Genomic DNA, 23922 nt, shown 5'->3' with positions numbered 1-23922 from the left:
TTTATCCTTTGAATGCGAAAGCCAGCCCAACCACACCCACGGTGGCCACGGCGGCAATCAGTAGCGTCTTGTTGGCGCCGCCGTCCTTGGCTTCGGCGTACGCGGCGCTGGCCTGCGCGATGTTGTCCTTTGCGAAGCCCAGCACGTCCGTGTATTTCTGCGCGTCAGCGGCGCTGGACTTGCTGGCGAACTCGAACGCCTTGGACAGCACGGCGATGTTGTCCTTGCTCTGGTCCGCCAGCCCCTTGATGCTGTCCTTGACGACGACACCCGAGAAGTCCAGCGCCGCGTCCGACAGCTTGCCCATGCCCGCCAGAGCCGCCGTTACGGAACCGAAGTCCGACACGGTGTTCACGGTGGACGAACTGCTGGTGCTCACCGTGCTCTTGACGGAACTGTCGGCAAAGTTGGTGCTCTTGTTCGAACTGTCCGAAAAATTCGTGCTCTTGTTCGAACTGTCTACGAACGTGGTGCTCCTGTCGGACGAGTCGTTGAACGCGGTGTTGTTCACCACGCTCTTGTCCACGATGTTGCTGTTACCGTTCAGGCCCACGGCGTTGTCGCCGCCCATCATCGACTGGTCCGTGTTCACGGACGACGTGTTGGTGGACGTGGCCGTGGACGTGTTCGCTTGGCTGCTGCCGCCCTTGCCGCCCAAGTACAGGGGCATAGCCGGGGTGATGAACCACGCGATGATCGTTTGAATGAAGCTCATAGGGTCTTTCTCATGATGTAGGCGGAAACCTCGTAGCCGTGGTGCTCCGCTTTCTTCACCAGCCCGCGCCGAGCGGTCTGGAATCCGATGCTGCGATACTTGCCGTCAGCCTGGGCAGTCAGGTGATCTGCCATGACCGCCACCAGATCAACCGGCGAGCGGCCTGCCGCTGCCAGCACCCACAGTTCGCCGTCGTCGTCGGTGGTGACCATGGCGCCGGTAATGGCGCCGTTCTCCACAAACTTCCAGCACTGGCCCAGCGCCATCAGCGCGTCCACGCAATGCCGTCCGTGCGGGTCGGTCTTGGGCGAACTGGCGAGGCGCAGCACGTCGCGCACCTCTGCCGGCGCGGCTACCGCGACCGTAACAGCAGCCATGCGGCGGCCCCCATCAACACCCACTTCATATCGAAGCCGCTGGCCATACCGCCGTCGGCGGCCGGATTGGCGGTGGCCGCCGCGCTCTGGCTACTGCCGGTGGTGTGGTTCTGGTAGTTCTTGACCTGATTCCACGGCAGCGACACCTGTATCGGCGTGCCAACCTGCGAATTGGCGTCCACCGGCCCGGCAGCGCCACCGGCGCCGCCAGACAGTTGCAGGGGTGGCAGGGTGAACGCCATCAGTCACCACCGCCGAAGGCGAACCACGCAAGCCCGGCCAATAGCAGCAAGCCGATGCCGCCCTGCTGCGCTGCCGGGGCATACTGCACCGGCACTTGCAACTGGCCGCTGGCGTACGCGCCGCCGATGGCGTTGTAGATCGCATTGGCGGCGGCATTCTTGATGCCGTTCGCCAGCAGGTAGCCGAAGTCGTTACCGTCCGCCGCACCGGCATTCAGCATGTTGGCCGGGATCGCGCTGTAATTGTTGTCGGTGCCGAACACGCCCGCGTAGGCGCTCATGTTCACAGGGGTCTCCATGTCGGCCCCCGCTTACAGGTTCTCGGCAGCGTCCAGCACTTCCGCGATGATGGTCATGGCCGCGCCGCCCGCATCGGTGATGTAGGCGTTGAACTCGAAGGCGTCATACGCGTACTGGCCGTTGTCCAGTAGGCGGGCCGTGGTGATCTGCGCATCGTGGTTGTTGTCCACAATGAAGTCGCACACGTACAGGCCCGCCTGCGGCACTTTCTTGTAGTGCGACTGCATGAAGCGGTTGTCGGTGTCGAACTCATCGAAAAACACCATGGAGTTTTTCTTGCACTCCATCCGGGAGACGTTGCCGTTGGTGGTGCCGGTCCAGCCGGTGCCGCTGAAGAACACGTACAGGCGCTTCAGGATGGCGCCCTTGAGGGACACTGGCAGAGTGAAACGGCCACCGGCGTTGTACGCGGCGGTGAACTGGACGTATTTCAGCACGATCGGGTTGCCCTGGCCCTGTTCGTAGTAGCCCTGCACGTCGATCTTCGGCGCCACGGCGCTGGCGTTGATTTTGATTTCAACGGTCACCACGCCCAGATAGGCAAGCGTCATCAGGTCGATGCCGCCGACTTCCTTGAGTGGGAAAATGGCCTGCTCGCGCTCCACGAAGTCCAGATACAGATACTTCAGGTTGTCCGCCGAGTTCTTGTAGTTGTTGATGGCCTGCAGCTGGGCGTAGGTCAGATCCCACAGCGTGCGGGTGCCCAGCTTCACCTTGAGGCTGTCGATTTTGGTCTTGTCGAACGTGGTGCCGGACAGCGTGAATTTCAGGCCGGTCAGGGTCAGGTTCTCGGTGGCCACGGTCAGAATTGCGGTCTGGCCGGGCGCGATGTTCAGGGGTTGCGGCAGTGGCTTGTTGATCATTATTGTTGTCCGGTGAGTGCGGTGTAGACCAGACGACGAGTCGGCTGGAACTGGTTCAGAACGAAGACCACGGCCAGCACGGCGACGGCGGTCTTGATGGTCTCTTTCACGTCCATGGCGTTACTTCGGCAGGTAGGCGCCGAGCACAGGGATGGTGACGGTGTTGTTCAGCAGCTTGGCGGCGGCGTACACGGCCAGAATGAACGCGGCGTCTTTCAGGTAACCTTTCATGCTTCTTTTCCTTCGGGGTGGGTTAAATTTCGTAGTCCTTGACCAGCTTTTTCAGCGCCGGAATCCTGGCAATCAGGAAGCTGACGATGATCAGTGCGAAGCCGGTAGCAAGCACCTCTTGGCTGACTTTTGGCAGGTCTGGCAGGTATTTGTTCATGGCCGAAATTTATCCCGCCACCCCATGGCGCCGCTATAGCTGGCGCCGCACCTACGCATACGCATACGCCTAGGTAGAAATTAGGCCGCCTTCCCGCGCCCCTTTGTTACGGCTGCTGTTGCAATCTGGCCTGTGCGGTCCACCAGCGCTTGCTTGTACAGGCCGGTTGTCCTGATCGTGCCGCGCTGGATCGAGCGGGTTTTACGCTCCCATTCCAAGTAGTGCAGGTCTTGCAGATCGCGGATCACGTCCGGGCTGATGTCCATGCGCGCCGCCACCGCCTTGCGGTGCGACTCCTCGCCCAAGAATCCGACGTGAATGAGCGTGGCATTCGACAGGAAGGCTTTATCGATCTGCGCCGGGTACTGGCTCACGCCGATGACGTGGACGCCCTCATGGCGGCCCGAATTGCACATGCGCTTCCACAGCGGCGGCGCCCACGACGGCTTGGTGAAGTTGGACAGTTCTTCCGGCAGGAATACGCAGTTGCGGGCGAGGTAGGTCAGCTGGCATGACAGGTCGAAGATGCGGGCGAAGTGGTCAGCCGTGGCCGACTTGGGGAACACGTACCGGACGCGAAAGGTGCCGTTGTCACCGGCCTTTGTTACCAATCGCGCCATGTCGGAAGCGGTGCTTACCGGGCTGGCGAAGTCGCCGTATTCGTCCTGCGGGTCAAGGATCAGGATGCGGTTCGGCTTCAGCTCCTTCAGCTTTTTCTTGACCCACAGCCCCTTGCCGGTGCCCGACTGGCCCATGACGGCCCAAATCCGGGCCTCGTTGTCAGTGGCCATGCGCCGCCCCGTTCACGACAGGCTTGCCGTCCAGCGTAGCGCCCTGGCTGTCTGCTGCCTGCTGGACCGCCAGCCGGTGCTTATAGGCCATGTACGCGGGCGCCATGAACATGACCGCGCCGAAGGCAAGGGAGATTTCCGGGGTGCTGCTCGCGCCGGACCATCCGCGCTTGCGCGCCACGGCGGCCAGCCGCTCTGCCAGCATCATGTGCCGTTCCGTGGTGTAGAAGGCTTCGACTTCCGGCAGTGCCATGGTGATGACGGTGCCGAGCATTTCAGGAATGATTACCCAGTCCATGGCGCCGTTGTCGGCGCTGGCCGCTGCCACGCCCCCGGCAGTCGGCATTTGCGCCGCTGTGGCCTGTTCCTGCCCCTCTGCGGCGTCAATACCGGCAGCTTGCGCCATGATGGCTTGTGCGTCCTGTTCGGTCATGCGTGCCTCCCGAACAGGCCTCGGCGCGGGGCCGGTGCTGGCGGCGCTGGTGGCGCGGGCGCAATCTCAGGGACGGCGGGCGCCGGAACCGGAACCGGCGCCGGGTCGGCGCTCAGCGCGGCGGGCCGCGCCTTCGCCAACAGGTGCTTTGCCTGCTGTGCATTTTTGGTGTGCAGTTGGCAACCACAGCCACGGCAGTGAATGTAGGGGAAGGCTTCGGTAGCCTTGTCGGTCTTGATCTTGACGTGGGCGACTGGATCGTCGCACGAGATGGGGCAGTCGGTGCGCCCGAGGATGGAACTTGCCATTTTGTGGTCCTTTTCGCGGCGCCCGGTAAGGCGCCGCTATCGGTTGATGTAGCCCGGCTTGTGGCCGGGCCTCTCAGGGTGAACTTGTTACGCTTATTGCGGTGCTGGCGCAGGAATGCCCGCCACGATGACGCCCAACACGTCTTCCATGCCGTTCAGCTTCTCGCTGACGGCGCCCAGCGTGCCGCTCACGGCGACCAGCTTGTCGGTCAGGTCGGCCAGCACCGGCGCGTAGTCGGCTGGTGGCGGTGGCGGCGGCGGTGGTGCATCCGGCGCCGGATCGTCAGGCATGGCCAGCGCGGCGTCTGCCTGCTGTTTCAGGCTGCGGAAGTCCGCTTCCTGACTGTCCAGGCGCCCGTATACTTCGGCGGTCTTTTGGAACTGCGCCGCAATGGCGGCCAGCGCGGATGCGATGGCATTAGCTTTCGTCGTCACTTCATTTTCTCCTTCAGGTCATTCCAGTTGAGGTGGTCCGCCAGCTTCCGAAAGAACTCCTTCGCGGGCGCTGGCAGGAACAGCCCGTATTGTTTGACGAGCGCCACGGCTTGGCGCTCCAGTTCTGTACTATCCATGCGGTCTCTCTACAAAGTTGTCGGGGCTGAACTCCCCGAATTTTTCAAAACAGGCGAAATCGCAGTCAGCGAAGTACGCCGAGTCGTCAAACGGCGCGATTTCTTCCGGCCACGGCGCATCGGCCTCCCAGAACGGCGCCGCATTCCCCGTACAGTTATTTACAGGACTCCAAGGACGATCAACGGCCACCCCGACACGCTTCCACGTGTGGCGGGTGGACGTGTACACCACGTCCGGCAAGGCCTTGCAGTACACGCCCGTAGGTACAGGGCGCGGCGCCAGTCCGTAGCGTCCCTCGCGCATCTCTACGCGTTCCCCTACGCCTAGGCGGTAGTTCCGCCCCATGTTCACGCCGCCTTGCGCCCGGATATAGGCGGCGTAGTCGGCAGGCTTCGACACGATCACTTCCCCGGTGTCCGGGTCGGTGCTGGTTTCGCGCTGGCAGGCCGCCCATGCGTCCTGCACGTGCTGCGGCGCCCCGGCGATGCGCTCTTGCTCCACGCGGCGCAGTTCGCGCCACACGGTAACGGGCGGCTGGCCGATGGGCTGGAACTGGCGGATCCCCCATTGCGATGCCCACGCTTCTACGCGCTGGGCGGGGCGCACGACCTGATCGCCGACGAAATCGGCCGCCACGGTGCCGTCCTCGTCGGCGTGCTCGTCCACGTGGGCGTCGTCAATGTTCTTGCCTACGTACTTTGCGATGTAGCCTGCCGCCGTGCCTTTGTCGGCCTCGATACGGACCACCTTGAGGCGGTTCTTGCGGGCGCCCGGCTCGTCGCCGTCTTCGGCCAGCGCGTAGGCCTCCAGCGTGCGCCGCAGGCGGCGCACCTTGTGGCCCGGCACGAACATCAGAATGTGCCAGTGTGGACAACCGTCATGGTGCGGTTCAGCAATGCGGAAGCCATACGGCAGGATGCCGTCACGCGCATTCTTGGCGCGGATGCACGCCCAGACCTTCATCAAGTAGGCTTGCGCCTCCCGTGGCGTGGCGCCGTTGTAGTTCGGGTTGATGGTGCCGGAGGCGGCCAGCACGGCGTGATACTTCGACGGACAGGTAAGCGTCACAAACAAGCCTATGTGGCCATGCTCCACGGCGATGTCTTCGCAGCCCGCCATGCGCAGCATGAGTTCGCCGCGCCGGATAGCCTTGTTGCCGGTTCCCTTAGCCGCCAGATCGGCAAGGCGGTACTCTTGGCCGTCCTCGTTCGCCATGGTCACGGACTGCAACGCGGCGGCATTGCGGCGGTTCTGTGCAAGGCGGCGCGTCACGGTTTCATTGCTGGCATACGCGCCGGCACGTACCGACACGAAGCCCAGCCGGATTGCGGCATGCTCAAACGCCCGGCCATGCACGCGGCGGAGGTTCCGGCGCCACCACGCGGCATCGACACAGCGCAGCATGAACTGCCTGTCGTCTTCCACGCATGGCGCCTCAATTCCGCGGTTCACGACCATCCACGCCAGCCGGGCGCGAATCGCCTTCATATCGTGCAGCAGGGCGGCCTGCGCCGCGCATTCATCCGCGAAGCGCTGGGCGTAGACGCAAAGCTGTGCGTCCGTGGCGTCCAGCGGCAGCGGCGCGGCGGTCACATCGTCCAGCAGGGAGGACAGCGCCTTGTAGCGCTCCGGCATTGGGCCGATGGCGCCAGCCTGCGCGGCGCGCAGTTGCTCGTAGGCGCGCACGCCCCAGCGCAGGGGCAACCCTGCGACGGTGCGGCGTCCGTTCTCTTGCTGAATTACCGGCATCAGTGCAGCAGGACGGTATGGGTCGGCGCGGTGTCACGCATGCATTGCGCGGCCACGGCCAGATGGGAAGTCATCACTTCCAATGCCAGGGCGATGTGATGGCGCTCTGCGCGGGTGAAGCTGGTCAGCGGATCAGCGGCGCGGTCACGCGGCAGGCGGGCCGTCAGCATGACGACGACGCGGGCAGGCATGGGAACAAGCGCCCAGAATGCGGCGCGCTCGTTCTCGCGGTCTTCGGCGGCCACCAAGGCAGCGACAGCGGCGGGGCGGGTGACGGCGGCTTTCATCGCGGGCGCAGCAGTTGGGTTTCGATCAGCCGGGCGATGGTTTCCGACTTGTGCTTTCCCTTGGCGGCCAGCCACGCATCAAGCCGCTCCGCGAGGGCGGTAGGCAGCTGGATTGTTACCGCTTTCAGGTCTTTGCGGGCGCGGTACGCGGCCTGCTTGGCGGCGCGGTCTGCGTGCTTCGCATCGGAGCGGCGTTTGATGGGCGTGACGCCCGGCAGGGTGGCTTGTGGAGTGTCGATCATGCGCGCACCTTGGCTATGATGGTCTGAAGGGCGTCAATCTTGCGTTGCCAGTAGCCCCCCCTGCATTCGCGGTCAAAGTGCTGGTAGTCCCTGAAGGACATTACGCGCCATTCCAATGCGCTGATGATCCTGTCCGCCTCCGATGGCGTCAGCGCTACGAGTTTGGTTTCGGTGCTCATGCCAGCGCCATCCGGCCAAGTGCCATGGTGATGTCGTGCATTTCGGCGCCCATTTCGACTTCCACGAGAGAGTTGTTGCACTCGGTGTCGCGCAGGGTTTGATAGCGTTCGGTCAGGAGAGAGCGAACCAGCGCGATTTCGCGGTTCGACAGGGTGATGTTTTTGTAAACGTTTGTAACGGTCACTGCGGGCCTCCCTAGGGCTACGCTCCCTTGTTTGAATCGTCGGGCGGCCCGTACGCCTACGGGAATTCGGTGCCTAGGGAGCAATGAAGAGGTGAATTTCCGCCCGACAAGGCGTAATGTAGTCGTGCGGACCATGACCAGTCAAGTGCAACATGACTGGTTGCACGTCACTTGACTATGGACTACCCTACGGAATTACCGCCTAGGCATAGGCGGGCTAGCCCTAGGAGAGCAAAAATGAAACCCTCGGAATACCTGGACTTGGTGCGCGAAAAGCTGCAAGCCCCCTCTGACTACGCCTTGCAAAAGCCGCTGCAAAGCTCCAAGCAACAGCTGAGCCGCTATCGCAAAGACATGGACGCGTTCAGTGATGAAATGGCACTGCGGGTCGCCGAAGTGCTGGGCGTAAACGCCGGAAAAGTGTTGCTTGATATGCACATGGAGCGCTCCAAGACGCCGGAACTGCGTGCCGCTTGGGCGGGCATGCTGGACAAATTGTCCGCGTCTTTCACTGACCTCCTATTGGCTAATGGTCTGTGCAATCTGGTAGGTGTTGCACGCCGATAGGCAGTAAAAGACCGCTTTTCTTCGCGGCTCCCCGTTCGGGGAGCCCACAAAAAATCGCATAACAGAAATATAGATTATGCGAATTACAGATGCGGTACGCTAACTCAATCGTGAAATCCAATGTGTCGGAAACATTTACAGTAAAACAATCAGAAGACTCGCCAGTTGTTTAAAAACAAAGACTTATTAAAATGGCACGATCCTTGCTGTAAGGGCTGCACCCTCAACTTTCAGAATGAACCTACCGAATGAAGATTCTTCCTAAGCTTATCGCCACCGCCATCTTCGCGGCCACCAGCCTGGCTGCCAACGCTACCGTCACCAACGTCTCCCAAGCCGCGCTGAAATCCTCTACCGGTTACTACACCGACGCGATCGGCGGCGGCATCGGCTCGGTGGTCGTCACCACCGACGGCGGCAACGGCGCCAACGTCGGCCAGGCGGACGGACGCAATGACGACGGCTTCGCTGGCGCCATCGACCTGGGCTTCAACGTAAGCCTGTTCGGCAACACCTACAGCTCGCTGTACATCAACAACAACGGCAACGTGACCTTTGGCGCCGGCCTGGCCGCGTACGATCCTATCGGCCCGGTCAACACGGCCATGCCCATCATCGCGCCGTTCTTCTCGGACGTGGACACGCGCGACGCGGCCAGCGGCGTGGTGCACGTGCGGACCGACATCGCCAACCAGATCATCATCACCTGGGACAACGTGGGCTATTTCGACACCCACAGCGACTTGACCAACAGCTTCCAGCTGATCCTGCGCGGCACCAATTACCTGACGCCGGTCGGTGAAGGCTCGATCGGCTTCTATTACGGCAACATGGCCTGGGAACGCACGCCGGACAGCAGCACCGGCCCGGCCATCATCGGCTTTGGCGACGGCAATACCAACGGCGTGCTGATGGACGGTTCCGGCCAGATTGGCCTGGCTGCGCAAGTGGCGAATCACCACATCTGGTTCAACGAACGCCTGGAGCCGACCACCGTGCCGGAACCAGGTTCCGTCGCCTTGTTCGTCATGGGCATGGGTGCGCTGGCCTACACGCGCCGCCGCAGCTTCAAGTAATACTTTTGCCGTTCACCGACGCCGTGATTTCGTCGTGGCGCTGGTTGTCGGTCTTGTGCAGATAGGCGGCCGTGGTGGCGATGCTGGCATGGCCCGCCGTATCCTGCAGCGTCTTCAGTTGCACGCCGTTGTTGGCGTGGTTGGTCAGCATGCTGTGGCGCAGCCAGTGCGCGGACGCTTGCCGCAGCGTGTCGGCCATGTCGGCGTCGCCCTGGGCCGCCGCTGCGCTCGCCGCCGCCGCGAACACGGCTTTCAAGGCGTTCGACGCCGCTTCATCCGTCAGTCGCGCCGGCTCCCGGCTGCGGCTGGACAGCACCAGCGGCGTGGTGTCGGCGCGACTGGTTTGCGGCAGCAAGCCGTACGCCTGGCGGTATGCGCGGTAGGCGTCCAGCAGGTCCGGCGGCACCGGCACGCGGCGCGGCTTGTTGCCTTTCCCTAGCAGATCCAGCCACCAGCGGCCGCCGCCTTCGGTGTAGATGTCGCCCATATTGGCGCTGACGATCTCGTTCAGGCGCGCGCCGGTGTGCGTGTAGGCCAGCAGCAGGAACAGGTCGCGCGCGCGGCGCCGCAGTTCGGCGGGCAAATCGGCGGCGCGGCCGGCCACGGTGGCCAGCGCGAGATTGATCGCGTCCTGGCTCAGGTAGCGCGTGATGCGGCTGGCGCCACGGGTTTTCACGTGTTTGACCAAGGCGCCGGGGTCGCGCCGCAGGTAGCCTGTTTGTTCAGCAAATGCCATCAGTCCCTTGACGGCGATCATGGCTTGGCGGCGGCTTGGGTCCGACAGCGGTCCGCTAAACGGCCTGTAGCGCGGGTCTGTGCGCGGCCACTTGGTGGTTGAAATCCAGTCCGGCGGCGGCTCGCGCAGGAATTCCTTGTAGGCGTTTAAGTCGGCCACCTGCAGCTGGCGCAGCGATTTGCCTGCTTCTTCGCGGCACCAAGTCAGGAAGCGGAACAATTCCTTCTGCGTGTTGGTGCGCGATTTGGCGCTGAGTTCGCCGTGGCCGATGAATTCACGGGCAATTTCACTGTCCGTGCGCGCGTCGGTCAGTGCGTCTTCGGGCATTTCCCGGTAGGGATTCAAATCCGCCCGACGGGCCTGCCCGGTCAATGGCTCCAGGTCGATCAAGGTAAATTTACTGGTCATAAACACAGTATAACATACAGTAGTTTATACAGCATTTATACTCGACAATATAAACAGTAATCTCGACTTGAATTTCCTTGCGGAATAACACGGCTTTTATGTCTATACTCAAAATGATAATGGCACCGTTATCGGAGAGTTGAATGAAACCTGCCGCCGCGCCCCGCCTGTTCGCCGCCACGTCCGAGCCGCAAGTGCTGGGGTCCACCGTGCATCTCATTACGCTGCGCTTCCTGGCGTCGGCCCACCATCCCCCGCCCAGCCGCTTGCCCAAGCTGACCGTGGTCGGCGCCCCGGCCTCGGACGGCAGCTATGACGCCGTGTTCCTGAACTTCGAGGACATGGTGGACCAGGGCCTGCCCCCGGTGTTCGAGGTCTACCTGGGCGTACCGCCCTGCACCGCCCCCAGCGACGAGACTTATGCCGGCGCGCTGCCCTATTCGAGCTTGCATGCGGCGCTCGATATCACCGAGGTGTTCACCCGCCTGCGCTGCAAGCCGGAATGGGACCAGAAGCATCTGCAGATTTTGCTCAAGCCGCGCAACGCCATGCGCGCCAGTGCTGCCCTGTCGATCGGCAGGGTCAGCCTGTACACGGAGCACGGCCGCTAGCAGCTTCCCTTCCCCTGCCCGCTCAGGCCAGCGTGGTTTGCACGCCGGTACTGGCGCCCAGCGCCTTGGAATATGGGCAAGTGGCGTGGGCGCGCTCGATCATGCGCTGGGCGATTTCCTTCTCCACGCCCGGCAGGCTGACGTGCAGGCGCGCCTGCAGCTGGAAACCGTCCTCGCCCTTGGCCAGGTCCACTTCGGCGTCGATAGCCGCGTCGGCCGGCATCGCCACCTTGAATTCGGCGGCGGCCTTGCCCAGGGCGCCCAGGTAGCACGCCGACCAGCCGGCGGCCAGCAACTGCTCGGGATTGGTACCGTCGCCCTTGGACCACGGCGCGCTCAGTTTGACGTCCAGCTTGCCGTCCGAACTGCGCGAGGCGCCGTCGCGGCCGCCGGTGGTGTGGGTCTTGCCGGTGTACAGCACTTCCTGGATCTTGCTCATGGTGATACTCCTTTGGTTAAAAAGATGCTGCGGAATGGATAACGCTCTTGGGATTGCGGTCTATCGACAGGCTGAGCAGCTCGGGGCGGCTGTAGTGGCCGCGCGCGTCCATCAGGCGCTTGCGCGCGTCGATCTGTGCGAAGTCCAGGTCGGCGATCACTTCGCCTTCGCCCTCGGTAATCGGCGTGCCGATAATGCGGCCGTCCGGCGCGATGATGGCGGTGAAATTGCCGCCCGAGATGGGGCCCAGCGGGCCGCCGGTGTCTTTCATGATTTGGGCCTGCTGGCTTGCATCCAGCCAGGCAGTGGCGGATACCACGAAGGCAGCCGCTTCCAGCGCGTGCTGGCGCACATTGATTTCCATCTGCTCGGCGAACAGCTCGCCCGCAAAGGAGCCGGGATACATGGCCGAGTGAATCTGTTCGCCGTCCGCGATCAGCGCGAAGCGCGCCAGCGGCATGTTGTGTTCCCAGCAGGCCAGCTGGCCGATGCGGCCGGCGGCGCTGTCCACCGCGCGCAGGCCGGAAGCGTCGCCCTGGCCCCAGATCATGCGCTCGTGGTGGGTGGGCGTGAGCTTGCGGCGGCGCTGGATCAGCGTACCGTCGGCGTCGAACAGCAGCTGCGTGTTGTAGATGGTGCTGCCGTCGCGCTCGTTCACGCCGATCGAGACCACCATGTGCGCGTCGCGCGCCGCATCGCCGATGGCGTCCGTTTCCGGCGACGGCACCGTGACGGACTCCTCCAGCAGGCGCTGGTGTTCCTGGCCCAGCGCGTACGGCGCCATCACGAAGGCGAAATAGGGGTAGTACGGCACCAGCGTTTCGGGGAAGGTGGCGAACTGTACGCCCTGCTGGCCCAGCTCGCGGATCTTGCGGACGACTTTTTCCACGGTGCCGGCGCGGCTGTAGAGTACGGGGCTGATTTGAACGGCTGCGGCTTTGATAATGGTCATGATGCTCTCCTGAGAAATTACATGGTGTAGATACACTATATGCTGCAAAAAAAATCGAAACCTTATTCGGGCGGCAATCCGGCTGCGAGGCCGACCAGCGAAGCGACGCCCTGCTCGCCCAGCAGGCGGGTCGCCTTGACCTGCGCTGCGCGCCAGGCCGGCCCTGCGGCATTCAGCAGCTCCGTGCCGGCGGCGGAAATCTTGATGGGACGGCTGCGGCCCTTCTCCGGCATAACTTCCTCGGCCCAGCCTTCGTTCAGCACCACCTGCAGGTTGCGGGTGGACGTGGAGCGCTCCTGGTGGCTGGCCCGGGCCAGGTCCGCCCTGCTCGCTCCCTTCATGCGCACAATGCGCACCAGCAACGAAAACTGCGACGAAGTCAGCCCGTAGGGACGCAGCTCGTTGTCGTAGATGCTGGTGATCACGCGCGAAATGGTGCGCGTGCGGGTCAGCAGGCACTGCTCTGCCACGTCGTCCATCAGGCTGGCATCCGGTTGATTGGTTTGTGCGGTGTTCTTCATCATGGAATGCAGTATGGTGCATATACACCATGATGTCAAGCGCTTTTAATTCGGTGACGATTCGGCCATCAGTTCGCCTATCCAGTCGATAAACGCGCGCACCGTGGGCGACAGGTGGCGGTTCTGGGGATACATGACGGAAACCGGCACGCGCGGCGAGCTGTAGTCGGCCAGCAGCTGCACCAGCGCGCCGGACTGGACGTGCGGGCGCACCAGGTAGGCGGCGGTGCAGATCAGCCCCAGCCCCTGCAGGCCGGCCTGCACATAGGTGCTAGTGTCGTTGGACGACAGGCGGCTCTTCATCGGCACGCTGACGGTGGTGTTTCCGTCGTTGAAAACCCAGTCCATCGCCCTGCCCGTGCGGCCCAGCAGGTAGCCGACCGACACGTGGTGCTGCAAGTCCTCCAGCGTCTTCGGCGTGCCGTACTGCTCGATATAGGATGGCGCCGCCGCCACCATCCAGCCGAAGCTGGCGATCTGGCGCGCCACCAGCGAGGTGGAGTCCTCGGGCTGGCCGGCGCGGATCACGCAGTCTATGCCCTCCTGCACCAGGTCCACCGGGCGGTCGCTCACCGTTACCGCCATCTGCACGTCGGGATAGCGGTCCAGGAACTGGCGCACCGAGGGGATGACGAAGTTGCGGGCGAAGGACGGCGTCATGTCCACCCGCAGCTTGCCGCGCGGCTGGCCGGAGTTGCCGGGAAAGCTGGCCTCCACTTCGTCCAGCTCGTCGAGCAAGCGGCGGCAGTGGCCGTAATAGATGGTGCCGTCGGGCGTGAGGCTCAGGCGGCGCGTGGTCCGCTGCAGCAGGCGCACGCCGATGTGCGCCTCCAGCTCCTTCACCGCGCGCGTCACCGTCGAAGGCGGCAGCGACATGCCTTCTGCCGCCTTGTTAAAGCTGTTCACCTCCACTACCCGTACAAACATGCGCATGGCGTCGAGGCGGTCCATATCAGGCTTTCTCTATCAGGATGGGTACTTCCTTGAAGGCGGGCGTGTTCGAGCCGCGCGCCGTCAGGTCCGGCGAGGACAGCGGCGTGAGCTCGGGGAAATAGCCGAACACGTCGTCGCCCCGGATAGGATACTCAACCAGGCGGTAGCCTGTCACCACCCGATCGATGCCGTCCAGCGAGGCGGCGCGCAGGTTGGCGGTGTCGCCGTCCTTGAAGCCGAGCCGCGCCAGCGTGGCCGCGCCGACGAACAGCACCTTGCGCGTATGGTGCACGCCCCGGTAGCGGTCCACCTCGCCTTTCGGGTCGAAGTACACGGTGGTGTTGTACTGGCGGTGCGCGCGCACGGTGGCCAGGCAGACCACGCGGTCGCCGTGCACGGCGCGGGCGCGCTGCATGATGCTGTCCTGCGGCAGCGCGTGCGGCGCGAAATTGGCCTTGCCGCTGTCGGTCTTCCAGACGCGCTGCGCGGCGGTATTCGGCAAATGGAAGCCGCGCTTGCGGCGGATCTTGGCGTTGTAGCGCTCAAAGCCGGCCACCGCGCCCTGCGCCACGCGTTCGATCAGCTCGCGCGTGGCGTCGTAGTCGCGGCCCATGAGCGCCCAGTCTATCTTCGATTCCGGCAGCGTATGGCGCGCCAGTTCGGTCACGATGAACGGCTCGGAGCGCAGCTTGCCGCTGGCGGGCCGGTTGCGGCCGGTGGAGGCATGCACCATGCTGGCCGTGTCTTCCACGCTGACGAACTGCTGGGCGCCGGCCTGCTCGTCGTGCTCGGTGCGGCCCAGGCAAGGCAGCAGCAGCCCGGTTTCGCCCGGATACAGATGCGTGCGATTGAGCTTGGTGGCGATGTGCACGGTGAGCTTGCAGCGCGACAGCGCGGCCAGCACGCGCGGGCTGTCCGGACCGGCCACGGCGAAATTGCCGCCCAGGCCGGTGAACGCGTGCACCGAGCCGTCCAGCAGGCCGTTGATGGTGGCCACGGCGTCCAGCCCCGGCTCAGCGGGCGGCTGGAAACCGAACACGCGCTCCAGGCCTTGCAGCCATTCGGCGCGCGGCCGGTTGGTGATGCCCACGGTGCGGTCGCCCTGCACGTTGGAGTGGCCGCGCACCGGCATCAGCCCGGCGCCGGGCTTGCCCACGTTGCCGCGCAAGAGCATCAGGTTGGTCAGCATCTGGATGGTTTCGATGGCGTATTCGTGCTGCGTCAGGCCCATGCACCAGGTGCTGATGGTGGCATTGGATTCGGCGTAGATCCGCGCCACGTGCTCGATCTGCGCGCGCGCCAGGCCGCTGTCGCGTTCAATGTCCGCCCAGTCCTGGCTGCACACCACGGTTTGCAGCGCTTCGAAGCCCTGCGTGTGCTCGGCGATGAAGGCGCGGTCCAGCAGGCCGCCCGGCGCCGTGCTGGCGTCGTCCGCCTCCAGCAGGGCCTTGATCATGCCGGTGATGGCGGCCATGTCGCCGCCCACGCGCACCTGGCAATACTCGTCCGCGATAGCAGTGCTGGCGCCGGTCAGCATCTCGCCGGCCGCTTGCGGGTCGGTGAACTGTTGCAGGCCGCGCTCCAGCAGCGGGTTGAAGACGACGATTTTGCAGCCGCGCAGCTTGGCGTGGCGCAGGTCGCCCAGCATGCGCGGGTGGTTGGTAGCCGGGTTCTGGCCGAACACGAACACCGCTTCGGCGTGTTCGAAGTCCTCGCGCGTGACGGTGGACTTGCCCACGCCGATGGACAAGCGCAGCGCGTCGCCGGACGATTCGTGGCAGTAGTTGGACGAATCGGGCAGATTATTTGTGCCGAAGGCGCGCGCAAACAACTGGTACGGGAAGGCCGCCTCGTTGCTGCTGCGGCCGGAGGCGTAGAACACCGCACGGTTCGGGTGGTCCAGCGCGCGCAGCGCTACGCCAGCCAGGCTGAAGGCTTGCTCCCATTCGATTTCGCGGTAGGTGTCGCTGGCGCGGTCGTAAAGCATGGGAGCCGTCAGGCGGCCGATGGCTTCCAGCTGCCACTCCTCGCTGCGACGCAGCTCCGTGACCGTGTGTTTGGCAAAGTGGGCTGGCGTGGCGCGCTTGGGCGTGGCTTCGTGCGAGATGGCCCAGGCGCCCTGCTCGCAGAAATCGACTGCCTTGTCGGTCGGGGAGTCCGGATAGGCGCAGCCCGGGCAGTCGATGCCCTGCGGCTGGTTCACGCGCGGCAGCGTGTTCAGTGCGGGGAAGGCGCCGTTGCCGGTCAGCGCGCTGGCCGTGCCGCGCAGCGATCCGAAACCGCCCGCAGGCTTGTCATAGGCTTGAATGGGAATAAACTTGTCAAACAAAACCAACGCTCCAGTGACACGATAAGCCGCGCACTTTACCACAGGGCCGTGCAGGTACATGCCATCACGGCCCCCTGCCCGGTCTAGGAAGGGTTGGCCCTGGATTTGCGGCGGCGGGCGGCATAGCCGACCACGCCCAGGCCGGCAGCATGGTGTGCCCGCAAAGGTGCGGAATTGTTGATCGAGACGGCGGTACTTCCGATGCCGGGCAGGGCCAGGCGGGTGACCGTGTGCTGCACATCGGCCTGCGCCAGGGTTGGCATTGCCGCAGACAATACGAGAAGTATCGTGCGCGGCCCACGCACTTTTGCCGGCTATACTGGGTTCGCCCGGGGCCGCGTTACCGCAGCACGCGCTGGGCCGCCATCGCCACCCCGCCCAATACCGCGAACGCCGCCAGCGCGCCGAAATAGTCCAGCGCGGACAGCAGCGCCGCCTGCTGGTTCAGCTGCTGCGCCAGTGTGGCCACGGCCATCTGCGCCGCTTGCGCGCCGTGGCTGGCCGCGAATTGCTCCGTCAACTGCCCTGCCGCCGCACTGAAAGCCGCGTCGGCGCTGCCGAAGCGGCGCGCCAGGATGGCTGCATGCTCGGTGCTGCGCCATTGCAGCGCGAGCGCGGCTCCTCCGGTGCCGAGCGCCAGGCCGAACTGGGACAGCATGTTCTTCAGCTGCTGGCCGTGGGTGAAGGCCAGTTCGTCGGTTTGCAGATCGACGAAGGTCTGGATCGCGGTTGTGGCCATCACCAGGATGATGAACACGCCGTAGGCGGCAATTGCCGGCACGATGTGGGTCCATAGCCCCGCTTCGCCGTTCAGGCGCGCCAGCAGCAGGCCGCAGATGGCCAGCGAGGCAAATCCCGCGACGTAGAATTTCTTCGGTGACGGCCGCTTGCGCAGGATGGACGCCATGATCCAGAACGCGGGCAGCGCCGCGATCAGGCCTGCCGCCTGGGCTTTGCCGATCACTTCCCACGGGATGCCCAGCGCACGCTGCATCAGCACAGGCAACATGGTGTTGTTCCCGCCCAGGACGATGTAGCACAGCGTGAACAAGGCCAGGCCGGTGAGGTAGCGCGGCTTGGCAAGGCGCTTCAGCACAAGCAGCGGAGTGTCATGGTTGTACTGGTGGCGCGCGAAGTACAGCAGCGAGGCCGTGCCGAGCAGGATGGCCAGCAGCAGCGGCAGCGCGTCGGCATAGAAGTCGTAGCTGGCGCGCTGCAGCGCGTACAGGCTGAGGAAGGCGCCGCCCAGCATGGTCAGCAGCACCATGGGGTGCGCTTCGGTGCGCTGGGCGGGCGGCGCCACGTCAGTCGGCAGGCTGAAGCCGGCCAGCACCGCTGCGCCGGCCGCGAGAACGGACAGCAGCACGAAGATGCCCTGCCAGCTGTCGTGCGAGACGGCGGTGGCCGCGCACCACGGCGCCAGGGCGTTGCCGATGGCGAGCGCGCTGGCGAAGACCGCGATACCGAGGAAGCGGCGCGGGCTGGGCGGCATCAGGTTCACCATCAGGCGCGCGCTGGTCATGAAGGCGGCGCCGCCCATGCCCATGATGGCGCGGCCGAGCAGGAATTGCGGCAAGGCCTCGCTGGTGGCGCAGACCGCCGCGCCGCCCACGAACAGCGCCACGGAAACCTGGATGAACAGACGCCAGCCCATGCGCTCGACCAGCCAGCGCTGCTTGGCGATGGCGGCAATCGCCACCACCGCGTACACCGCCGTCACGATGGTGAACTCTTCCGGCGAGGCGCCGATGGCGCCCATGATGGGGCCTGCGCCGAAGGCGAGCATGCCCGCCTGCAGGAACTCGACGCCGTTCAGCAGGAAGATGGTGGCCAGCAGCGCGCGCTCGCGCGGATGGCGTGGCGGGGAGGACGCGGCTTGCATGTCAGTTCGCCCTGCCGCCTGCGGCAAGCTGCCATGCAGCCGGGGCGGCCGAGCGGACGGGGGCCGCTACAGGCAACGCCGATAAGGACGGCGATAAAGACGGCGGTAAGGACGGCGTCGGGGCGGCTGCCGACTTGGAACCCGCTTCGCCGCCGCTGTTGGCGACGATAATGCGCTGCACCAGCTGGTCCGCCTGCTCCAGCTCGCGCTCGAAGATGGCGGTCTTGTAGGCGGCGCGGCGCGTCATGGCGGTGGTGGCGACGGCGCCGCTGCGGTCTGTCGTGTCCACCGAGGCGCGCATCGACAGGCCCAGTTTCAGCGGATGCGCCGCCAGTTCCCCAGCATCGAGCGCGATACGAATCGGTACCCGCTGCACCACCTTGATCCAGTTGCCGGTGGCGTTTTGCGCCGGCAGCAGCGAAAAGGCGCTGCCTGTTCCGGCATCCTGCCCGACGACGCGGCCGCTGTAGCGCACCTCCTTGCCGTACACGTCCGCCGTGAGCGACACCGGCTGCCCGATGCGGATGTCGCGCAGCTGCGATTCCTTGAAGTTGGCGTTGACCCACATCTGTTCGGGCGGCACGATGGACATCAGCGCCGCGCCGGGCGCCACGCGCTGGCCCAGCTGCACGCTGCGCTTGGCTACCAGGCCGCTGACCGGCGCGCGCAGCGTGGTGCGGGCCGAGGCGATGTAGGCGTCGCGCAGCTGCGAGGTGGCGGCTTGCACGTCGGGATGGCTGGCGATGCTGGTCTGGTCCACCAGCGCGCTGGAGCCGGCCAGCTGCTGCTCGGCCACCGTGAGCGCGGCGCGGGCGACCTTCACCGCGTCTTCGGCGTGGTGAAGGTCTTCGCCGGAAATGGCGCCGCTGTTGGCCAGCTCGCGGCGGCGCGCCAGGTCTGCCGTGGCGCGCGACAGGTCGGCGGCGCGCAGCGTGACGTTGGCGCGGGACTGGGTCACGTTGGCGAACTGCGAGCGCACCTGGCGCACCGCCTTGGACAGCTGGGCTTCGGCACGCTCCAGCGCGAGGCGGGCATCGACCTCGTTGAGCTGCACCAGCACCTGGCCGGCCTGCACGTAGTCGGTGTTGTCGGCGCCGATCTCGGTCACGCTGCCGGACAGCTGGGGCGTCACTTGCACCACGTTGCCTTCCACGTAGGCGTCCTCCGTGACCTGGTGGCCGTCCGGGGACAGCATCAGCCAGGCGGCGCCGGCGGAACCGGCCAGCAGCGCGGCGGCGGCGATGTTGGCAAGCCTGGAGCGGCCCGCCGGCGTCTGGACAGGCGCCGTCGCTGGCGCCGTGGTTGGATGGGTTGGCTGAGTCATGTTGATCACCGCGAAGTCAAGGGAATGGAATCCTGGCGATAGCCGCCGCCGAGGGCGCGCGCCAGTTGCATGTCAAGGTCGAAGGCGCGCGTATCGAGTTCGATCTGCGCGCGCTGCTGCGCCAGCACCTGGATCTGGGCCGCTAGCACCTGCAGGTAATTGCCCACGCCGGCGCCGTAGCGCTGCACCGACAAGTCATACGCCTGCTGCGCCGTCGCCAGCGCCTCGGCCTGCAGCGCGTTGCGCTCGGCCAGCCACTGGATGGACACCAGCTGGCTCACCACGTCGCGCAGCGCGTCGGCCAGCGTCTGGTTATAGGCTTCCACAGCCACGTCATAGTCCGCATTGCGCAGCGCCAGGTTGCCGCGCAGGCGGCCGCCGTCGAAAATCGGCAGGCTCAGGCCCGCGCCGGCGCTGGCGATGCTGCTGCCGCCTTGCAGCAGGGCGCTAAAGCCCAGGCTTTGCAGGCCCACCAGCGCATTGAGGTTGATGGTCGGGTAGAACTGCGCCTTGGCCACTGCGATGTCGCTGCCCAGTGCTTCCACGCGCCAGCGCTGCGCCACCACGTCCGGGCGGCGCGCAATCAGTTCGCTTGGCAGCGTGGACGGCACGGCGGCCGGACGGCTCTTCTGCATCTGCGGGCGCGCGATGGCCAGGCCCCGGTCAGGCCCGGCGCCCAGCAACGCGGCGAGCTGCGTGCGCACCAGCGCGATGGCCTCGTCGGCAACGGCGATGTCGGTACGCGCGACCGGTATGGCCAGCTCGGCCTGTTTCAGTTCGGCCTGGGAGTCGAGCTTGGCCGCCACGCGCTGGCGCGTCAGTTCCAGTACCTGCTGGCGCTGCTTCAGCACTGCCTCGGCCAGGTCGCGCTGCGCATGGAGCTGCGACAGTTTCAGGTAAGTCTGCGTCACGCCCACCGTGAGCAGCAGGCGCGCGGCCTCGCTCTCCACTTCGGCCGCCTTCTGCCGTCCCAGCGCCGCATGGACCGCAGACTGGTTCTTGCCCCAGAAATCCAGCTCGTAAGAGAAGTTCAGCGTGGCCTCGTTGCTCCACTTCCAGGAACCGGCCAGCGGCTTGGGCACGTTGCTGTTTTCGCTGAACTGCACGCGGTTGCTGCGCCCCGCGCCGCTCACCTGCGGCGACAGCGCCGCGCCGGCGATGCCCGCCACGGCGGCGGCCTGGCGCACGCGCGCATCGGCCATGCGCATGGTCGGGCTGTTCGCCAGCGCTTCGTCCACCAGGCGGTTCAGTTGCTCGTCACCGTAGCGCTGCCACCAGTCGTAGGCGGGCCAGGCGGCCGGCGACAGCGGCGCGGCAGCCAGCGTTGCCGATGCGCTGAGCCGGCTCGCGCCGTTAAGCTTCGCCTCCGGCTTCAGGCCGCCGTCGCTGGCGCAAGCGGCCAGCAGCGCCGACACGGCGGCCAGGGCGCCCAAAGTGGGCAAGCGTAAAGTGTTCATCTGCTATACCTTTCCCTGCCTAGGCAGGTATTTCGATAAAAAAAATTCAGCGGCGGTTCGAGGCGATAATTCGCTGAAGATAGCCTTGCAGCGTCGCCACCTCGTCGGGCGTGAAGCCGTCCAGCGACCGGGCGTGCACGCGCCGCACTGCCTCCATGATGTGCGGATAGATGGCGTGGCCTTCTTCGGTCAGTTCCAGGATCTGGCTGCGGCGGTCCTCCAGGGACCGGACGCGCCGGATGATGCCCTTCTCCTCCACCCGGTCCAGCAGGCGCTTCATGGCGCCGCTGTCGTAGCCCATGAAGTCGCAGAATTCGGTCAGCGTGCGGGCGCGGTCGTGCGCAATGCCCACCACCACCATGAACTGGGCGGACGTGATGTTCAGCGGCGCCAGCTCGCGCTCCATGTCGGCCATGAAGCCGGTGCGCGCCTGCGCCAGCAGGAAGCCGAGGCCGCCGGTGAACATATTGTTCCAGACTTTGGAGGTGTCGAATTTCATCGGAGTTGCCCTTTTGGAATTACCTGCCTAGGCAAGTAATTCCATTATACGAGACTTTCCGAAAAGCGCAAGACGGGATTATTGCAGCGCCTCGGCGGGGCCGAAGAATTCGTAGTAGGTCTGCGCCTCGGGCACGCCCAGCTCGCGCAGGTGCGACTTCATGGCCTTCATGAACGGCGTCGGGCCGAGGAAGTAGGCTTCCACGTCGCGCGACTCGGGCAGCCAGTCGGCCAGGTGGGCCTTGCCGATGTAGCCGGTGGCGTGCGCCTTGGCGCCGCTGCCCTGCTCCTGTTCATAGACGTAGTAGCGCGTCAATTGCGGATGCTGCTCGGCCAGCTGGTCGATGTGCTTGCGGAAGGCATGCACGCCTGCGTGGCGGGCGGCATGGATGAAGTGCACCGGGCGGCGCGTGCGCAATGCCGCGCTCAGCATGGCCAGGGTCGGGGTGATGCCCACGCCGCCGCTGATCAGCACCAGGGGCTTGTCGCTCTCGGCCAGCGTGAAGGCGCCTGCCGGCGGGAACAGGGTGATGCTGTCGCCCTCGTTCAGCTGGTCGTGCAGGTGGTTGGACACCTTGCCGTCCGGCTCGCGCTTGACGCTGATGCGGTAGGTGGCGCCATTGCTCTCCGCCGACAGCGAGTACTGGCGGCGCATTTCCTGGCCGGCCACCGTGACCAGCACGGTGATGTACTGGCCGGGCAGGAAGGACACCACCTTGCCGCCATCCGCCGGGGCGAACACGAAGGACGTGATCTCGTCGCTTTCCACCGTCTTGGCGGCCACCTTGAATTCGCGCGCGCCGCGCCAGCCGCCTTCGGCCTGCTCGTTGGCCTGGTAGATCTGCTCTTCCGCGCCGGCCAGGATGTCGGCCAGCTGGCCGTAGGCCGAGGCCCAGGCCTCGATCACCGCGTCGGTGGCCACTTCGGCGCCCAGCACTTCGCGGATGGCGCCCAGCAGCGCGGCGCCCACTTTAGGATAGTGCTCAGGCAGGATCTGCAGCGCGGCGTGCTTGTTGATGATGGTCTTCACCAGCGGACCCAGTTCTTCCAGGCGCTCGATGTTGGACGCGTACATCAGGATGGAATTGGCCAGTGCGCGCTGCTGGGTGCCGCCGTGCTGGTGGGTCTGGTTGAAGAAGGGCTGCACTTCGGGGAAATCGTTGAACAGCTTCAGGTAAAAGTGGCGCGTCAGCGTTTCGCCGCCCTCTTTCAGGATAGGCACGGTGGCGGTGATGATGGCGCGGTGTTCCGGGGTTAACATGGTGTTCAGCCTTTTCTAGTAGTGGATCGGGTGTTCGGTAATCAAGCGGCCAGGCGTTCGGCCTCGAGCGCCTCCACGGCCGGGTAGAACTCGTGGTCTTCCTTCTTCATGCGCTCGTAGACCTTGCGCAGCACGGTGTTGGCTTCGGCGCGGAATCGCTCCGGCGCGGCCAACAGGTGGCTGGCGGCATTCCAGGTGGTGGCGAACGCCATGTAGGCGGCCACGATGCCATTCATTTCGAGCTGGTACAGATTGCTCATGCGCGCCAGGGCAGCGTCGCCGCTGCTGCGCAGTGTCGGGTAGAGCACTTTGTCCTCCACCGCCAGGTGCAGCTTGATGTTGCCGCTCATTGCGATGATGCGCGCGGCGATGCGCTCCGCATTGGCCTCGATGCCGCCATGGACCAGCTGGCGCAATGCGGCGATGTCGGCCAGGATGTCCTCGTGCTGATGCTTGAATTTGTCGATGTTCACAGCCTTCGCTCCTTCTCTACTGTCGGTTTCGCTATCAATGTGACTCAACTATATCGGGTTTTTCTTAAACATGCAAATGCTCTACATGTTTAAAGGCGCAAGCGTCCCTGCCGCCGGGCGAGCGCTACGCGGCGCGGCGGCCGGCCGGACCGTGCAGCCAGAGGAACAAGGCGGTGGCGGCGGCGGCGCCGGCCAGCTGGGACAGGATGCAGGCTGGCGCGTCAGCCAGGCGGATACCGCCGCTGCCGAACACGCGCGCCAAGGTCATGGCGGGGTTCATGAAGGCGGCCGAGGGGCTGAAGCAGCAAGCCGCCATCACGTAAGCGGCCACGGCGAATGGCGCGGCCGCGGGGCGGCTGCGGCCGCAGCCAATGAAGACCGCCAGCAGGCCGAAGGTGGCGGCGAACTCGCCCAGCCACTGCCCCGGGCCACTGCGTACCTGCGTGGACGCGACCAGCCAGGGGATGCCGAACATGGCGTGCGCAGCGGCCGCGCCGAGGAAGGCGCCGCCGATCTGGGCTGCGATGTAGGGCAAGGCTTCCTCCCGCGCAAGCTGGCCGCGCCAGGCCTGCGACAGGGTGAGCGCCGGGCTGAACAAGCCGCCCGAGACCGGGCCGAAAGCCAGTATCAGTACCGCCAGGCCGACGCTGGATGCGGCCGAGCCGAGCGTCAGCGCCAGGCCGGCCTCGCCGTTCGCCAGGCGCGCCCCGGCAAAGCCGGTTCCGCACGATATCGCCAGCAACAAAGCCGTCCCCACACATTCCGCCGCCAAGCGTTTTCCTATCCCTGCCACCGCATTCCCCTATCCAATCCGAACGACCCT

32 protein-coding genes are annotated in these 23922 nt (G+C 65.2%); 3 read left to right on the top strand and 29 right to left on the bottom strand.

Going from position 1 to position 23922, the window contains the following annotated elements; genetic code table 11:
* Nucleotide 1 precedes the first annotated feature (1 nt).
* From ACFJI2_RS10455 to ACFJI2_RS10385, 15 genes are all read right to left on the bottom strand, one after another.
* Nucleotides 2-715, bottom strand: coding sequence for a hypothetical protein (locus tag ACFJI2_RS10455; protein ID WP_377704934.1), 714 nt, complete (start codon nucleotides 713-715; stop codon nucleotides 2-4).
* Nucleotides 712-1092 carry a hypothetical protein gene (locus ACFJI2_RS10450; RefSeq protein ID WP_377704933.1) on the bottom strand — a complete coding sequence of 127 codons (381 nt, stop codon included), beginning with the start codon at nucleotides 1090-1092 and terminating at the stop codon, nucleotides 712-714. The genes ACFJI2_RS10455 and ACFJI2_RS10450 overlap by 4 nt, the downstream gene beginning before the upstream one ends.
* A complete protein-coding gene (locus ACFJI2_RS10445) occupies nucleotides 1068-1334 on the bottom strand; it encodes a hypothetical protein (RefSeq protein WP_377704932.1) in 267 nt (88 codons plus the stop codon). The genes ACFJI2_RS10450 and ACFJI2_RS10445 overlap by 25 nt, the downstream gene beginning before the upstream one ends.
* Nucleotides 1334-1633, bottom strand: a complete 300-nt coding sequence (locus ACFJI2_RS10440) for a hypothetical protein (protein WP_377704931.1) — start codon at nucleotides 1631-1633, stop codon at nucleotides 1334-1336. Before ACFJI2_RS10440 ends, ACFJI2_RS10445 begins: the two co-directional genes overlap by 1 nt.
* Nucleotides 1634-1645: 12 nt before the next feature.
* Entirely contained in the window at nucleotides 1646-2497 is an 852-nt protein-coding gene (locus ACFJI2_RS10435; RefSeq protein ID WP_377704930.1) for a major capsid protein P2, read from the bottom strand.
* A gap of 253 nt (nucleotides 2498-2750) precedes the next feature.
* On the bottom strand, nucleotides 2751-2885 hold the full coding sequence (locus tag ACFJI2_RS10430) for a hypothetical protein (RefSeq protein ID WP_377704929.1): 135 nt from the start codon (nucleotides 2883-2885) through the stop codon (nucleotides 2751-2753).
* Between the two features lie 80 nt (nucleotides 2886-2965).
* Entirely contained in the window at nucleotides 2966-3676 is a 711-nt protein-coding gene (locus tag ACFJI2_RS10425; RefSeq protein WP_377704928.1) for a hypothetical protein, read from the bottom strand.
* The gene (locus ACFJI2_RS10420) at nucleotides 3666-4109 is read right to left on the bottom strand and encodes a hypothetical protein (protein ID WP_377704927.1); all 444 of its coding nucleotides are present in this window, start codon (nucleotides 4107-4109) and stop codon (nucleotides 3666-3668) included. Before ACFJI2_RS10420 ends, ACFJI2_RS10425 begins: the two co-directional genes overlap by 11 nt.
* A gap of 401 nt (nucleotides 4110-4510) precedes the next feature.
* Entirely contained in the window at nucleotides 4511-4852 is a 342-nt protein-coding gene (locus tag ACFJI2_RS10415) for a hypothetical protein (protein WP_377704926.1), read from the bottom strand.
* Complete coding sequence (locus ACFJI2_RS10410; RefSeq protein WP_377704925.1) at nucleotides 4849-4989, bottom strand: hypothetical protein; 141 nt, start codon at nucleotides 4987-4989, stop codon at nucleotides 4849-4851. The genes ACFJI2_RS10415 and ACFJI2_RS10410 overlap by 4 nt, the downstream gene beginning before the upstream one ends.
* Nucleotides 4982-6739 carry a replication endonuclease gene (locus ACFJI2_RS10405; protein ID WP_377704924.1) on the bottom strand — a complete coding sequence of 586 codons (1758 nt, stop codon included), beginning with the start codon at nucleotides 6737-6739 and terminating at the stop codon, nucleotides 4982-4984. Before ACFJI2_RS10405 ends, ACFJI2_RS10410 begins: the two co-directional genes overlap by 8 nt.
* Nucleotides 6739-7026: a hypothetical protein gene (locus ACFJI2_RS10400; protein ID WP_377704923.1), complete on the bottom strand. Its 288-nt coding sequence runs from the start codon at nucleotides 7024-7026 to the stop codon at nucleotides 6739-6741. Before ACFJI2_RS10400 ends, ACFJI2_RS10405 begins: the two co-directional genes overlap by 1 nt.
* Nucleotides 7023-7268, bottom strand: coding sequence for a hypothetical protein (locus ACFJI2_RS10395; RefSeq protein ID WP_377704922.1), 246 nt, complete (start codon nucleotides 7266-7268; stop codon nucleotides 7023-7025). The genes ACFJI2_RS10400 and ACFJI2_RS10395 overlap by 4 nt, the downstream gene beginning before the upstream one ends.
* Complete coding sequence (locus ACFJI2_RS10390; RefSeq protein WP_377704921.1) at nucleotides 7265-7447, bottom strand: hypothetical protein; 183 nt, start codon at nucleotides 7445-7447, stop codon at nucleotides 7265-7267. Before ACFJI2_RS10390 ends, ACFJI2_RS10395 begins: the two co-directional genes overlap by 4 nt.
* Nucleotides 7444-7632: a hypothetical protein gene (locus ACFJI2_RS10385; protein WP_377704920.1), complete on the bottom strand. Its 189-nt coding sequence runs from the start codon at nucleotides 7630-7632 to the stop codon at nucleotides 7444-7446. Before ACFJI2_RS10385 ends, ACFJI2_RS10390 begins: the two co-directional genes overlap by 4 nt.
* A 237-nt stretch (nucleotides 7633-7869) precedes the next feature.
* Here ACFJI2_RS10385 and ACFJI2_RS10380 point away from each other — a divergent pair, with 237 nt between their 5' ends.
* Both ACFJI2_RS10380 and ACFJI2_RS10375 read left to right on the top strand, forming a co-directional pair.
* Nucleotides 7870-8199 carry a DUF3693 domain-containing protein gene (locus ACFJI2_RS10380; RefSeq protein ID WP_377704919.1) on the top strand — a complete coding sequence of 110 codons (330 nt, stop codon included), beginning with the start codon at nucleotides 7870-7872 and terminating at the stop codon, nucleotides 8197-8199.
* Nucleotides 8200-8447: 248 nt separating this feature from the next.
* The gene (locus tag ACFJI2_RS10375; RefSeq protein ID WP_377704918.1) at nucleotides 8448-9275 is read left to right on the top strand and encodes a nidogen-like domain-containing protein; all 828 of its coding nucleotides are present in this window, start codon (nucleotides 8448-8450) and stop codon (nucleotides 9273-9275) included.
* Here the strand turns inward: ACFJI2_RS10375 and ACFJI2_RS10370 are convergent.
* Nucleotides 9268-10419 carry a tyrosine-type recombinase/integrase gene (locus ACFJI2_RS10370; RefSeq protein WP_377704917.1) on the bottom strand — a complete coding sequence of 384 codons (1152 nt, stop codon included), beginning with the start codon at nucleotides 10417-10419 and terminating at the stop codon, nucleotides 9268-9270. The genes ACFJI2_RS10375 and ACFJI2_RS10370 overlap by 8 nt on opposite strands.
* A gap of 143 nt (nucleotides 10420-10562) precedes the next feature.
* Here ACFJI2_RS10370 and ACFJI2_RS10365 point away from each other — a divergent pair, with 143 nt between their 5' ends.
* Nucleotides 10563-11030 carry a hypothetical protein gene (locus tag ACFJI2_RS10365; protein WP_377704916.1) on the top strand — a complete coding sequence of 156 codons (468 nt, stop codon included), beginning with the start codon at nucleotides 10563-10565 and terminating at the stop codon, nucleotides 11028-11030.
* 22 nt (nucleotides 11031-11052) lie between these two features.
* Here the strand turns inward: ACFJI2_RS10365 and ACFJI2_RS10360 are convergent, their stop codons facing one another.
* The 13 genes from ACFJI2_RS10360 to ACFJI2_RS10300 all read right to left on the bottom strand — a co-directional run bounded on the left by ACFJI2_RS10360 (nucleotide 11053) and on the right by ACFJI2_RS10300 (nucleotide 23892).
* On the bottom strand, nucleotides 11053-11469 hold the full coding sequence (locus ACFJI2_RS10360; RefSeq protein WP_377704915.1) for an organic hydroperoxide resistance protein: 417 nt from the start codon (nucleotides 11467-11469) through the stop codon (nucleotides 11053-11055).
* Between the two features lie 16 nt (nucleotides 11470-11485).
* Nucleotides 11486-12421: a nitrilase-related carbon-nitrogen hydrolase gene (locus tag ACFJI2_RS10355; protein ID WP_377704914.1), complete on the bottom strand. Its 936-nt coding sequence runs from the start codon at nucleotides 12419-12421 to the stop codon at nucleotides 11486-11488.
* 62 nt (nucleotides 12422-12483) lie between these two features.
* On the bottom strand, nucleotides 12484-12945 hold the full coding sequence (locus tag ACFJI2_RS10350) for a MarR family winged helix-turn-helix transcriptional regulator (protein WP_377704913.1): 462 nt from the start codon (nucleotides 12943-12945) through the stop codon (nucleotides 12484-12486).
* A 42-nt stretch (nucleotides 12946-12987) separates the two neighbouring features.
* Complete coding sequence (locus tag ACFJI2_RS10345) at nucleotides 12988-13893, bottom strand: LysR family transcriptional regulator (protein WP_377704912.1); 906 nt, start codon at nucleotides 13891-13893, stop codon at nucleotides 12988-12990.
* Between the two features lies 1 nt (nucleotide 13894).
* A complete protein-coding gene (locus ACFJI2_RS10340) occupies nucleotides 13895-16204 on the bottom strand; it encodes an FdhF/YdeP family oxidoreductase (protein WP_377704911.1) in 2310 nt (769 codons plus the stop codon).
* An 83-nt stretch (nucleotides 16205-16287) separates the two neighbouring features.
* Entirely contained in the window at nucleotides 16288-16467 is a 180-nt protein-coding gene (locus ACFJI2_RS10335; RefSeq protein WP_377704910.1) for a hypothetical protein, read from the bottom strand.
* Nucleotides 16468-16544: 77 nt separating this feature from the next.
* Complete coding sequence (locus tag ACFJI2_RS10330; protein WP_377704909.1) at nucleotides 16545-18086, bottom strand: MFS transporter; 1542 nt, start codon at nucleotides 18084-18086, stop codon at nucleotides 16545-16547.
* Between the two features lies 1 nt (nucleotide 18087).
* Nucleotides 18088-19410 (bottom strand): efflux RND transporter periplasmic adaptor subunit, encoded by a 1323-nt coding sequence (locus ACFJI2_RS10325; protein WP_377704908.1) that lies wholly within the window; start codon nucleotides 19408-19410, stop codon nucleotides 18088-18090.
* A 5-nt stretch (nucleotides 19411-19415) separates the two neighbouring features.
* Nucleotides 19416-20867, bottom strand: a complete 1452-nt coding sequence (locus tag ACFJI2_RS10320) for an efflux transporter outer membrane subunit (RefSeq protein WP_377704907.1) — start codon at nucleotides 20865-20867, stop codon at nucleotides 19416-19418.
* Nucleotides 20868-20913: 46 nt separating this feature from the next.
* Nucleotides 20914-21366: a MarR family winged helix-turn-helix transcriptional regulator gene (locus tag ACFJI2_RS10315; protein WP_377704906.1), complete on the bottom strand. Its 453-nt coding sequence runs from the start codon at nucleotides 21364-21366 to the stop codon at nucleotides 20914-20916.
* 78 nt (nucleotides 21367-21444) lie between these two features.
* A complete protein-coding gene (gene hmpA, locus ACFJI2_RS10310) occupies nucleotides 21445-22626 on the bottom strand; it encodes an NO-inducible flavohemoprotein (RefSeq protein WP_377704905.1) in 1182 nt (393 codons plus the stop codon).
* A gap of 41 nt (nucleotides 22627-22667) precedes the next feature.
* Nucleotides 22668-23099, bottom strand: coding sequence for a hemerythrin domain-containing protein (locus tag ACFJI2_RS10305; protein ID WP_377704904.1), 432 nt, complete (start codon nucleotides 23097-23099; stop codon nucleotides 22668-22670).
* A gap of 124 nt (nucleotides 23100-23223) precedes the next feature.
* Nucleotides 23224-23892, bottom strand: a complete 669-nt coding sequence (locus tag ACFJI2_RS10300) for an aquaporin (RefSeq protein WP_377704903.1) — start codon at nucleotides 23890-23892, stop codon at nucleotides 23224-23226.
* Nucleotides 23893-23922 lie beyond the last annotated feature (30 nt).

This window comes from Pseudoduganella sp. UC29_71 (genome assembly GCF_042693265.1).
In the GTDB taxonomy this organism is placed as follows: domain Bacteria; phylum Pseudomonadota; class Gammaproteobacteria; order Burkholderiales; family Burkholderiaceae_D; genus Rugamonas.
This window is presented reverse-complemented; position numbering and strand designations above follow the sequence as displayed.